General features: G+C 54.3%; 15 protein-coding genes. 9 read left to right on the forward strand and 6 right to left on the reverse strand.

Features of this window, described 5'->3' with window-relative positions; genetic code table 11:
* Positions 1-22: 22 nt before the first annotated feature.
* Positions 23-1,309, reverse strand: a complete 1,287-nt coding sequence (locus HCQ99_RS05825; protein WP_166987273.1) for a DNA recombination protein RmuC — start codon at positions 1,307-1,309, stop codon at positions 23-25.
* Positions 1,310-1,493: 184 nt separating this feature from the next.
* Here HCQ99_RS05825 and HCQ99_RS05830 point away from each other — a divergent pair, with 184 nt between their 5' ends.
* Positions 1,494-2,960, forward strand: coding sequence for an APC family permease (locus tag HCQ99_RS05830; protein WP_166987276.1), 1,467 nt, complete (start codon positions 1,494-1,496; stop codon positions 2,958-2,960).
* Positions 2,961-3,018: 58 nt separating this feature from the next.
* Here HCQ99_RS05830 and HCQ99_RS05835 read toward each other — a convergent pair whose 3' ends face one another.
* Genes HCQ99_RS05835 through HCQ99_RS05845 form a run of 3 tightly spaced genes read right to left on the reverse strand, consistent with a single transcriptional unit; the run spans position 3,019 to position 4,470 of the window.
* Positions 3,019-3,378 (reverse strand): hypothetical protein, encoded by a 360-nt coding sequence (locus HCQ99_RS05835; RefSeq protein ID WP_166987279.1) that lies wholly within the window; start codon positions 3,376-3,378, stop codon positions 3,019-3,021.
* Positions 3,371-3,961 (reverse strand): hypothetical protein, encoded by a 591-nt coding sequence (locus tag HCQ99_RS05840; RefSeq protein WP_166987282.1) that lies wholly within the window; start codon positions 3,959-3,961, stop codon positions 3,371-3,373. Before HCQ99_RS05840 ends, HCQ99_RS05835 begins: the two co-directional genes overlap by 8 nt.
* Positions 3,958-4,470: an RNA polymerase sigma factor gene (locus tag HCQ99_RS05845; protein ID WP_243854805.1), complete on the reverse strand. Its 513-nt coding sequence runs from the start codon at positions 4,468-4,470 to the stop codon at positions 3,958-3,960. Before HCQ99_RS05845 ends, HCQ99_RS05840 begins: the two co-directional genes overlap by 4 nt.
* Before the next feature lie 159 nt (positions 4,471-4,629).
* Between HCQ99_RS05845 and HCQ99_RS05850 the strand changes: the two genes are divergently transcribed.
* The 7 genes from HCQ99_RS05850 to HCQ99_RS05880 all read left to right on the forward strand — a co-directional run bounded on the left by HCQ99_RS05850 (position 4,630) and on the right by HCQ99_RS05880 (position 7,304).
* Positions 4,630-5,037, forward strand: coding sequence for an Asp23/Gls24 family envelope stress response protein (locus tag HCQ99_RS05850; protein ID WP_166987285.1), 408 nt, complete (start codon positions 4,630-4,632; stop codon positions 5,035-5,037).
* Positions 5,037-5,240: a DUF2273 domain-containing protein gene (locus HCQ99_RS05855; RefSeq protein WP_166987288.1), complete on the forward strand. Its 204-nt coding sequence runs from the start codon at positions 5,037-5,039 to the stop codon at positions 5,238-5,240. The genes HCQ99_RS05850 and HCQ99_RS05855 overlap by 1 nt, the downstream gene beginning before the upstream one ends.
* Positions 5,237-5,575 (forward strand): hypothetical protein, encoded by a 339-nt coding sequence (locus HCQ99_RS05860; protein ID WP_166987291.1) that lies wholly within the window; start codon positions 5,237-5,239, stop codon positions 5,573-5,575. Before HCQ99_RS05855 ends, HCQ99_RS05860 begins: the two co-directional genes overlap by 4 nt.
* Positions 5,572-6,138 (forward strand): DUF6286 domain-containing protein, encoded by a 567-nt coding sequence (locus HCQ99_RS05865; RefSeq protein ID WP_166987294.1) that lies wholly within the window; start codon positions 5,572-5,574, stop codon positions 6,136-6,138. Before HCQ99_RS05860 ends, HCQ99_RS05865 begins: the two co-directional genes overlap by 4 nt.
* Positions 6,138-6,749 carry a hypothetical protein gene (locus tag HCQ99_RS05870; protein WP_166987297.1) on the forward strand — a complete coding sequence of 204 codons (612 nt, stop codon included), beginning with the start codon at positions 6,138-6,140 and terminating at the stop codon, positions 6,747-6,749. Before HCQ99_RS05865 ends, HCQ99_RS05870 begins: the two co-directional genes overlap by 1 nt.
* Before the next feature lie 24 nt (positions 6,750-6,773).
* A complete protein-coding gene (locus HCQ99_RS05875) occupies positions 6,774-6,947 on the forward strand; it encodes a CsbD family protein (RefSeq protein WP_166987300.1) in 174 nt (57 codons plus the stop codon).
* A 93-nt stretch (positions 6,948-7,040) separates the two neighbouring features.
* Entirely contained in the window at positions 7,041-7,304 is a 264-nt protein-coding gene (locus HCQ99_RS05880; protein ID WP_166987303.1) for a GlsB/YeaQ/YmgE family stress response membrane protein, read from the forward strand.
* Between the two features lie 51 nt (positions 7,305-7,355).
* On the opposite strand, the gene HCQ99_RS05885 is transcribed toward HCQ99_RS05880, so the two are convergent.
* A complete protein-coding gene (locus HCQ99_RS05885; RefSeq protein ID WP_166987306.1) occupies positions 7,356-8,156 on the reverse strand; it encodes a nitrilase-related carbon-nitrogen hydrolase in 801 nt (266 codons plus the stop codon).
* Positions 8,157-8,205: 49 nt separating this feature from the next.
* Between HCQ99_RS05885 and ychF the strand changes: the two genes are divergently transcribed.
* Positions 8,206-9,297, forward strand: coding sequence for a redox-regulated ATPase YchF (gene ychF / locus HCQ99_RS05890; protein ID WP_166987309.1), 1,092 nt, complete (start codon positions 8,206-8,208; stop codon positions 9,295-9,297).
* Between the two features lie 61 nt (positions 9,298-9,358).
* Here ychF and HCQ99_RS05895 read toward each other — a convergent pair whose 3' ends face one another.
* Complete coding sequence (locus tag HCQ99_RS05895; RefSeq protein ID WP_166987312.1) at positions 9,359-11,413, reverse strand: NADPH-dependent 2,4-dienoyl-CoA reductase; 2,055 nt, start codon at positions 11,411-11,413, stop codon at positions 9,359-9,361.
* Positions 11,414-11,460: the final 47 nt, after the last annotated feature.

Consider the following 11,460-nt stretch of genomic DNA (forward strand, 5'->3'; position numbering starts at 1 on the left):
CTTTACGGGTAAACCGCGACAGCTACTCAGTCTCAGGAGCTGTTTCGGGCGCTGCGGTGAGCTCACCAGCTGCAAACTCTCGCAGCAGCTTTGAGTCTGACTCATCGCGTGGGCGTTCTGTAACTGCGGTGAGCTCTTTCCCAAGGTCGAAAAGATCGGGATTAATCTCTGCCAGTTTGCGCGCGGGGGAGATAGCGCTGCGTTCAAACGACCCAAGAAACTGGTTGTAGTCTTTTGCTGCGGTTGTGAGGGTGCGACCAAGCTTTCCCAGGTGGCGCGAGTTGATGGCGAGCCCCGCGGTAAAACGGCGCCCGAGATTTATAACCTCCTGCGCCTCTTCAGTGACCTTCGCCTGACGCCACAGACCCGCAACGCTCTCAAGCACCGACCACAGCGTAACCGGAGTTGCAAGCACCACACGTTTTTTAAAGGCGTTGCTGAGTAGATTGCTGTCACCGTTAAGCGCCTGAGACAGAATTGCTTCAGACGGAAGGAAAGCAATCACAAAGCTTGGCGAGCCGTCTACGACATCAGCGTAGTTGCGCGTCGAAAGTTTTGAAATGTGCCCGTTGATTTTTTTGGCGAGTGCGATGTGTAGCTTATTTTCGTCTACGCCCTCTGCAGTGCTGTCAAGCAGCGGCACCTTTGCGTCGATGACGATAGAGCCGCCACCGGGCACCTTAACAATGAAATCTGGGCGGCCATTATCGTCTGCAGAATCTGTTTGAGCCTGTTCGAAATAGTCGATGTTTGGTTGAAGGTGCGACTGTTCTAACAAGCGTTTGAGCGTCATCTCACCCCAGCTGCCGCGTTTATTAGTGTTGCTCAGCGTGTTTGCGAGCTGCTGCGCTGTGCCGAGCAGCTGTTGTTCAGCCTGCTGAGATTTGCCCAACTGTGTAAAAAGCTGTGACAGCTTCTCTGCGTTAGTTTTGTCGAGCGTGTTGACTCTCTTTTGCAGCGCGTCGAGAGTCTCTCGAATCGGCCCGAGCGTCGTAATAATTTCGCGCTCCTCCGCCTGCTGATTTGCGCGTTCTGTTTCCCGTTCTTGATACTGCGCTATTTGTTCACGCAGCGCCGCAAGCTGTGCCTGTGCGGCGGCGCACTCGCGTTCAGCCGCACTGCGTGCTGTTTCAGCCGCGGTCAACTGCGGTGCTAGCTCAGCCTGTGTTTGCTGTGTCGCAGTAAGGCGTGCTGTCTCAGCTGCGCTTTCTAGCTTTGCAGACCAGATGGCCTTAGTTATGAAATAAGCGAAGCCGGCTCCTGCTAACAGTGCTGCGAGAACCACAAATAGTGCGGTGATTGTGTTCATGTAACAACCTTTTCACAAGGGTCTATGATTTTATAACCGCCTTAAAACGATTACGCATATAACCTCATCTTATTTTGCGAGAAAGTCAAAAAATTAAGACTAACCGTATTAAGATAAGTAAATCTGGTTTTGCCGGATAGCTATTAAAAATACGTTGGTGTGAATTTTTGCCAAGGGAGGCAATATGTCACAAATTACTCCGCACTCTTCCGAGTTGAAGAAAGAAGTCGGCAGTTTCGGTGTGCTGTCGCTCGGCGTTGGTGCAATGGTAGGCTTCGGCTGGGTCATCCTGGTTGGCGATTGGATCATGAAAGCGGGATCCTTCGGCGCAATCCTAGCGTTCCTAATCGGTGGCCTCATGATGGGCGTTGTCGCACTGGTTTACGCAGAGCTGGTAGCGGCTATGCCGCACGCAGGCGGTGAGCACAACTACATTATGCGCGCCTTAGGCCCGCGCTGGTCGTTATTTGGCTCCTGGGCAATCACGGGCGGTTACTCCGCGGTTATCGCCTTCGAGTCTGTTGCGCTGCCGCGCGCGCTCGGATACATCGTGCCGCTCGATAAAGGATATATGTACACCGTTGATAATTTTGAGGTGTACGCTCTCTGGGTCGCAGCGGGCTCAGTTACAGCAATCCTGATCACAATTATTAACGTCCTTGGCGTGAAGTTTGCAACCAACGTGCAAATTTTTGTTGTTGTGTTCCTGTTCGCTGTTGGAGCACTGCAGCTGTGCGGTGTTTTTATCGGCGGCGATATGACCAAACTCGAGCCGTTCTTTGGCGATAGGGAAACTGGCGGCCTAGCCGGATTTGTTTCTGTTTTGGTTGTTGTGCCGTTCATGTTCGTTGGTTTCGACGTGATCCCACAGACAGCGGAAGAAGCAAATCTGCCGTCACGGAAAATCGGTATGCTGTCATTCAACTCGGTTGTTGTCGCCGCGATCTGGTACATGCTGATTATTTTTGGTGTTTCTGTCGCGCTTGATGCGAGCGAATTGGCAAACTCTGAACTGCCAGCCGCTGACGGTTTTGCAGCTCTATTTGGAGGCAGCAAGTTCATTGCAAACCTAATTGTTGCCGCCGGTCTCGCCGGTATTTTGACCTCTTGGAACTCACTGCAAATGGGTGCGGCACGGCTGCTGTACTCGCTCGCCCGCGGTGGCATGCTGCCAAGATGGCTCGCCTATGTGCATCCAAAATTTGGCACTCCGATGAACGCAGTTATCCTGCTCGGCCTGTTTGCTACGGTCGCGCCATTTTTTGGGCGCTCAACCCTGGTCTGGGTCGTTGACGCCAGCTCGCCAATGGTTGTGATCGCATACATGATGGTTGCTATTTCGTTTGTTGTGCTGCGTTATCGCGAGCCAGATATGGAGCGCCCACTCTGGATTGGTGGTCGCGGTCTCGGCGGTAAACTGATTGGCTACCTAGCTATCGCAATCACCATATTCTTGATTACCTGCTACATCCCAGGCATTCCGTGGGCGGCTGATCTGTCATGGCAGTCGTGGGTAATCTTTGGTCTGTGGTGGCTCTTTGGGCTCTACTTCACAATGCGAGTGCCCGGTGGTATTAAGCCCGGACCGCTGTCAGAGACCCAAGTGCTGCAGGTTATTGAAGAGCGGCATATGCGCAAAAAGGCGCGCTAGTCACAATCAAAAGGTGTTTGTAGGCCCACTTCTTCGGGCTTACAAACACCTTTTGCTGTTAGTCAACACTGGTGACTATGAGACAGATGCGCACCTTGGATATTTCAGGCACCAGCTCTGCCGCTTCCTGTCGCAACAAATCAGCAAGAGCCTCTGTGGTTCGGGGAGCCGGCTCTGATCCGCGCACCCGCACCGCTCCTGAAATAGTCAGCTGGCCGCTCTCAACGCCAACCTGGAGCAGCTTAGATGCTGGATTTCCCACCAGCTCGCGCAGCGCGCTGACAGCCTGATTAACCTGTGTGCGAGCAGGTATTCGGGTTAGGCTAAGAACTGCAGGATGGCTCTCAAGCCCAGCCGATAACCGGCGAGAGAGCTGCTGCAAATCTAAAAATTCGAGAGACTCTTTAGATTCACTCATTGTTTTCTCCCGCAGGATTAGTCGGGAAAACAACCACATCTGATACTTGCACATCTATGGCAGCAATATCGAGGGTTGTGTGAGTTTTGAGTTTTTTACTCACCGCTGCGCGTATCGCATCTGCCGCTGGTTTCACAGAGACGTCAGAGGCAACACTCGCCCGCAATTTAACGGTGATTTGAGCACCCGGCTCGGTAATCTCAGCTGGCAGCTCGATCTTAGTCACCAAACAGCTTTCAATAGCGTCACTAGCATCACGGATTAACGCTTTTACGGCGCCTTCGGTAATCCCCAACTCCTGTGACTCTGTGGCTTTACCGAGGGGGATGACTCGACCCGGACGAGAATCAGCGATAATCAACGTCGTGAGCTGCTCCCACCAGTCGGCGCTGGTTTCAATAGCTGCGCTTGAGCGTTTACTAACCTCAGCTGTCAACGAACGCAGACGGCCTAGCTGTTGTAACACGTGTGAGGCGTGCGGGTCAGACTCGAAACGATCCTGCAGAGCTTCACCTGCGTTGTCGAAAAAGTCATTGATTTCGTCAAAGTTAATCTCTGAATTCTGTTTCTGCTGTTCGGTCACTTCCACACCTCCATTCCGGTGATTAATGATTGTCGTGCCCTTGCAATTGCACCGCGGACTGTGCTGAGGGGCAGCTCCAGGCTATCTGCTATCTCCTGGTAACTTAAACCACCAATTTCTCGCATTACCCACGTTTGTCGTTGCAGATCCGGCAGTCGGTTTAACAGCTGCTCGAGAGTCTCAATTTGGGAGTTTATCTCGATCTGCTGTTCCGGCCCGGTGTTCTCTGCAGCAATGTGCGTCTCTAACTGGTCAGAGCTGTGATCTTTTAAACCGCGAACCGTGTCAATAGCCTTGTGGCTGACGATGCGCATTAACCAACTCTTCACTTTGTGCGGATCTTGGATAGTGTCGAGCTTCTGCCAGGCTGTGACAAAAGCTTCCTGTACCGCGTCGTCTGCGTTCGTGCGTGAGCCAGTGATACGGGTGGCGTAGGCAATCATCATGCCGGTGTAGCGGGAAAGCAGAATTGTGAACGCGACAGTATCGCCGTCCTGCGCTCTAGACACCAGGGCGTCGTCTTCTAACTGTTTAAGACGTTGCCTGTAAATAGCTAAATCTCCTCGTCCTGAATGTATCTAAAAAATATTTTTGAACTTTTTTGTGACGAATTGCAGTTTGATTGCGACTTATTAGTAATCCTATCCAAGCACGAAAGGAAAACAGAAATGGAAAACGTAGACGTAGTAAACCCAAGCGGGATCAACGGCAAGACCGTAATCGATGATTCAGTAGTTGCAAAGCTCACCGGTATCGCAATCCGCGAAATCCCGGGTGTGCACGCTCTCGGCGGCGGCGCAGCTCGTGTGGCTGGTGCAATCCGCGGTGTAGTAGGTAACACCGATCACGCACAGGGTGTATCAGTTGAGGTTGGCGAGCAGCAGGTTGCGGCAGACATCTCAGTTGTAGCTGAATACCCAGTTGCACTGCAGGAGCTGAGCGATCGTATCCGTGAGGCAGCTGCAAAGGCAATCATCGAGCTGGTTGGCATGGATGTTGCTGAGGTAAACGTGACCATCAATGATGTGCACGTACAAGAGAACGACGACGAAGACGAAGAGCCACGAGTTAGCTAATGAATAACAAACTGATCGGAAATACCGCTGCCGGAATGCTGATCGCTGCGATAATCGCGATCAGTCTGTTCGAGCTCGGATTCTGGAAGACCTTTGTTGTGGTTATTGCAATGGCCATCGGTGCGCTCGTCGTGCGCATCGTAGAGGGTCGCCTAGATGTTCGTGCGCTCACTGATGTGATTAGAGGTCGTCGTTCCTCATGATTAAAACAGCAGAGGTGGCGGGTGTAACCCGCATCACACCAAAGGCGTTGCAGCGCATGGTGTCTGCAACGGCTGCAGATCTGCTGGGCTCAGACATCAAAAGTGTTAGCACAAACGTAGAGGATCAGGAGGGCAAGCTCTCAATTGAGGTGCGTGCACCGATTGCACTGCCGCCTTTGGGAGCTGCTCTCCCGGTTGCCCCCCTAACCGCAATGGTGGAACAGATTCGTGAGCAGATCGCAGCACGAGTGCACGAGCTTACCGGTCGCGCAGTAGGAAAATCTGTGATTGAGATTTCAGGTGCCCGAGTGATTGAGAAAGGAAGGGTGCGATGAGTGACAAGTATGCGCGCATTATACGTCGTGAAACTAACGCCAGCCGCGCCGTCCTCGCGACGATCCTCGCGGTGTTTGTGATCCTGTTCAGCTTTTGGATCATAACTGAGATTCTGTTACATCTGCTGGTGGATCACTATCTGATAGTCCCCGCTCCTCAGATGCGTGACTTCCTGTTCGATCCTGCGACTGTGACCCAACCGTGGATTATCGGTGCTGGTATTGTGCTGGCGCTGCTTGGAGTGCTGCTTGTAATCGCGGCGTTAAAACCCGGTTGGCAGCACCGTCACACTGCGACCTCCCAAAATAACACCGTAGTGATTGACGACCGTGCGATCGCAGGCGGTCTCGAAACCACAGCCGCACTGGCTGCTGGTGTGCCAATAGAGCAGGCGAGAGCAACCGTTTCAAAGCGAAAAGTGCATATTGATTTACAGCCAATCAGTGGTTTGCAGTCGGACTTGAACGCAGCTGAAAATGCTGTGGCCGATGAACTTGACCGTCTTGCGCTCACACCGGAACTGTCGGTGTCGGTGCACGTTGCGAGGGAAGGGAAGCTCTAATGAACACCACGCCACGTGGGCTCAACCGTATTGCACTGCTTCTTTTCGGTCTTATACTGCTCGTGACAGGGGCTGCGCTACTCGCTTTTCAATTCGTGCCGCAGGTGCAGGATACCTGGCACGATGTTGCAGCGGGGGTCGCAGATGTTACCGGGACAGAGTCTGTCGCCGGAGTGCAGCTGCCTGCAGCCTGGCCCGCAATTGCGGTCATAGTAATCTGTGCACTGCTTGCTTTATTCGCACTGCTGCATATATTTGCGCAGTCCTCAGGGCGAGTTGGGCATTTCTACAAACGCAGCGCAAATAACGACAGCACCACCGCCGGGGCTGTCATGCTGCAGGGTTCATTTGCCGAAGATCTGCTCAAGCCTAGGCTTGAGGGGCACAAAGCTATTGCTGCAGCGCATGTAACCGCGCGAAACACAGGCAAACAGCGTGCTCTGAAGGTGCGTGTTGACACTCGTCGTGGCGCACACCTGAGTGAGGTAACTCGGGCCTGTCAGCAAGCAGCGGACGAATTTGTGCAGCTGCTCGGTTATGAACCAGTAATCGTATTTGAAATCAAGAATGGAGTGCGCTCGGCACTCCTGGGTGAACAGCGCGTGCTGTAACCTGAAAATTTAGGAGGAATAATTATGGGTCTCGATGACAAGATCAAGAACGCTGCTGAAAACGTTGGTGGCAAGATCAAAGAAGCCGTAGGCAAGGTAACTGACAATGAGCAGCTTGAAGCTGAAGGTCAGGTTGATCAGGGTTCCGCTAAGGTAAAGCAGAAGGTTGAAGACGTTAAAGACGTTTTCAAAGGCTAATAGTTAAAAAGATATATGTGAACCCCGGATAGGGGATCGGTAGCGCAAGAGTCTTAAAGCTGAGATTCTTGCTTGCCAGATAAGGAGAAAATAATGGGCTTTTTAGCATGGATCGTGCTCGGTCTTATCGCTGGTGCGATTGCGAAATTGATTATGCCGGGTAAGCAGGGCGGCGGGTTTTTTGTAACCCTCCTGCTTGGCGTTGTTGGCGCGCTAGTTGGCGGCTGGCTTGGCAGCCTCCTGTTCAACGCTGACCTGCAGAACTTCTGGTCATTCCAGACTTGGGCGCTCGCTATCGGCGGTTCGTTGGTAGTGCTGCTCGTTTGGGGTCTGATCACAGGCCGCAAGGGTCGCTAATTTAGCAGAACATATAAGTCTGCCCCGGGGTGTTAGCTCCGGGGCAGTTTTTTATATATCGCGGTAAGAATCGAGACGCCTATCAAAGATAGGGAAATTAGCTCGTGCCTCAGCAACTGCGAGCGGATCAAGCTGCGCTCGTACAACCTGCTCAGCTCGACTCTCTGCAGCAGCGATAATTTCACCTGTGGGAGAGATCACCATACTGTGACCGCTGAACTCGGTGCCGCTTTGCGTGCCGGTGCTGTCTGATCCGATCACAAACGACTGCTGCTCAATGGCGCGAGCTCGTAAAAGAGCGGCGCGGTGTGGTGCGCGCGAGAGAGCCCAAGCGGCAGAGTTAATAAACAGCTCCGCACCGCGGCGCCGCTGCTCGTCCCAGAGGCCGGCAAACCGTAAATCAAAACAGATATTTGTGGTGAGCTGTAGCCCTGACGAAAGCGTGAGGTTTTCTGGAATTGCTGAGCCCCGCTCGACGTAGTCTTTTTCGTTAGCAAACGGATGAATTTTGTCGTAGCAAAGGGAGGGAGCTTGCGCTTTTGTTCCGGGTTCATAAATAAGTGATGTGTTGCGCACACCGCCTGATGCATCACGGGTTGTGATGCTGCCCAGGTGCACGGTGCAGTTTAGCTCTGTTGCAAGATTCGCCCCAAGCTCCTTAAGCTCTGCCGCAAACTCGTCAGCGTCATGCGCATAGCGGTCAAAATTTAAAAACCCGGTTGCCCACAGCTCAGGCAGAACTATCAGGTTTGCGCCCGCCTGCGCACGGATAAGCTCTGTGACACGGGCGATCCGCGCCGCAACTGGTTCTGCGTCATCGCTGGCAACTTGCAGAACTCGAACATCAATCATTTATCCCTCCTCGGAGTTTATTTTAGCGACAGCAGACTAGAATAGGTGCGTGGCTTTAACAATCGGTATCGTAGGTCTTCCAAATGTCGGCAAGTCAACGCTTTTTAATGCGCTGACCAGGAATAATGTGCTCGCTGCGAACTATCCTTTCGCAACGATTGAGCCAAATATCGGCGTGGTAAACCTGCCTGATGCGCGCCTTAATAAGCTGGCTGAGATTTTCGGCAGCGAGCGTATTCTGCCAGCGCCTGTGTCTTTCGTTGATATCGCGGGTATCGTGCGGGGCGCGAGTGAGGGTGAGGGGCTTGGAAATCAGTTCCTTGCAAACATTCGGGAAGCCGATGCGATTGCGCAGGTTGTGCGTGGCTTTGCAGATGACGACGTTGTGCATGTTGATGGGCGGGTCGACCCGGCGAGCGACATGGAGACCATCAACACCGAGTTAGCCCTGGCAGACCTGCAGACCCTCGAAAAAGCGATCGTTCGTTATGAAAAAGAGGTGAAGGCAAAGAAACTCGACCCGACCGTGCTGGAGACAGCCCGTGAGGCAGTTGCTATACTCAGCGAGGGCAAAATGCTCTCTGCATCAGAGCTTGACCTTGACCCAATTCGAGAACTTGGCCTACTAACCGCAAAGCCTTTCTTATACGTTTTTAACGTTGATGAGACCGTGCTCACCGATAAGGCACGTCATGACGAGCTGGCAGCGCTCGTGGCGCCGGCGAAGGCGATTTTCTTGGATGCCAAGCTTGAGAGCGAGCTTGTCGGGTTAGATGAGGCTGATGTGCAAGAGCTGCTCGAATCTGTTGGGCAGGAGGAGAGCGGTCTGGATCAGCTCGCGCGTGTGGGGTTTGAGACCCTCGGCCTGCAGACCTACCTCACAGCAGGCCCGAAAGAAGCCCGTGCCTGGACAGTGAAGAAGGGTGCGACCGCGCCGCAAGCAGCGGGTGTGATCCACACCGATTTTGAGAAGGGCTTTATTAAGGGCGAGATCGTGTCGTTTGACGATCTCGTTGCCGCCGGCTCAATGGCTGAGGCAAAAGCAGCGGGCAAAGTGCGCCTTGAGGGCAAAGACTATATTATGCGCGACGGTGACGTATGCGAGTGGCGGCACGGCAATGTTTCCGGCGGAAAGAAGTAGGCGGGCGCACTGCCTCACACCATGCGCAGTCACCCTCGTTGAGGCACAACCGCAAACAGGATCACAGTGCGGCGCCCAACTCAGTGCCCTGGCGGATCGCGCGTTTTGCGTCTAGCTCGCTAGCTGTGTGCGCGCCACCGATTAAGTGATACTTAACTCCGGCTGCGTCGAGACTGTCTGCCAGCAGGCGATTTGTTTCCTGCCCTGTGCACAACACAATTGTGTCGGCTTCGAGCAGACGCTCTGCACCATCGATCCGTGCCCGGAGACCGGCCTCTTCTATCGCGAGGTATTCAACCCCGCCGTACAGCTGCACGCCACGCTGCTGCAGCTCTGCACGATGAATCCAGACGGTTGTTTTACCCAGCCGCGCCCCCGGCTTCCCGCTGCTGCGCTGTAAAATCGTCACCTGCCGCGGCACGGCACTGCGCGACGCTGGTCGGGTGAGTGCGCCCCGTGCGCGATACTCAGGGTCAACGCCCCAGTCGCGCAGAAACGCCGCAGTTGCTTCCGGGCTCTCACTGCTTGAAGCGTAATCAGAATCACCGTCGGACGCTGTCAGAAAAAGTGCGGTATCAAAACCGATCCCACCGGCACCAAGAATCAGCGCCCGACGCCCAACCGGCGCACCATCGCGGAGCACGCTGAGATAGCTCTTCACATGCGGGAGATCAACCCCGGGCAGCTCAGGTCTGCGCGGGGTAACACCGGTCGCAAGCACCACCTCATCAAAACCGCCCTGCGTTAATGATGCGGCGCTGACCTCACATCCAAGTTTTACGGTTACCCCGTGTGCTGCAAGCTGTGTCTTAAAGTATCTGAGTGTTTCGGCAAACTCCGTCTTACCCGGAATTTGCATCGCAATGTTGAGTTGGCCGCCGATCTTCGTGTCACTGTCAAACAGTGTGACACGGTGCCCCCGCTGGGCGAGAGTGACTGCGCATGACAGCCCGGCGGGCCCGGCCCCCACCACGGCAACATGTTTTGTTTTAACTGCTGGAGCAATAACAAGCTCTGTTTCTCGCCCCGCACGTGGGTTTACCAAACACGAAGCGGGTTTGCCGCTGAAAACATGATCTAGGCAGGCCTGGTTGCAGGCGATGCAGGTATTGATGTGGTGCGCACGGCCGGCACTGGCTTTCTGCACAAACTGCGGATCGGCGAGAAAAGGGCGTGCCAGGGTGACCGCGCTCGCAGCTGTGTCTGCCAAAATTTTTTCAGCCAAGTCGGGGGTGTTGATCCGGTTCGTTGCTGAGACCGGAATTGTTACCGCGCGTGCCACGCGGTCTGTTATCCAAGTAAATGCGCCGCGCGGCACAGTTGTCGCAATGGTTGGCACCCGAGATTCATGCCACCCGATGCCGGTGCCGAGCATATCTGCTCCGGCCGCTTCAATTTTGCGTGCCAGTTCCAGCATCTCTGCAAACTCTGAGCCGTCTGCAACCAGGTCGAGCATTGAAAGTCTGAAGATTATTGCGAAATCGTCTCCCACTTCCTCTCGCACCCGCCGCACAATCTCAACCGCGAAGCGGTGTCGCTTGGCGGCGGATCCACCCCACTCGTCGGTGCGCTGATTGGTGCGGGGAGCTAGGAACTGGTTGATGAGATACCCCTCAGATCCCATAATTTCGACCCCGTCGTAGCCGGCTAGCTGCGCAAGTTTTGCCGCGCGCGCAAAATCTGCGATTGTGGCAGTAATTTCTTCTGCGCTCAGCTGCCGCGGAGTTAATGGGCTAATGGGTGCTTGGATCGCCGACGGGGCAACCAGTTCTGTGTGCGCTCCGTAGCGGCCGGCGTGCAGCAGCTGTGCGGCGATAAGCCCACCCGCGTTGTGCACCGCTGTTGTGATTGTGCGATGCTGGTGCGCTGCAGCCTCAGTGTCTAGCACTGTGCCGTCAGCGGTGAGACGCCCGGCTGAATTCGGTGCGATGCCGCCGGTGATGATGAGAGCGGCACCGCCAGCGGCGCGTTCGGCGTAGAAAGCAGCCATTCGCTGCAGACCATCAGACTGCTCTTCGATGCCTAAGTGCATAGAGCCCATAATGACGCGATTTTTTAGCTGCAGTGCGCCAACTTTGAGGGGTGACAGCAGGTGTGGATACATCGCCGTAGACATAGCAATAGTCTGCCAGAGATGCACCGCTTAAGTTTCGGTACCCTTGA

The sequence above is a fragment of the Canibacter zhoujuaniae genome, from assembly GCF_011752015.1.
In the GTDB taxonomy this organism is placed as follows: domain Bacteria; phylum Actinomycetota; class Actinomycetes; order Actinomycetales; family Microbacteriaceae; genus Canibacter; species Canibacter zhoujuaniae.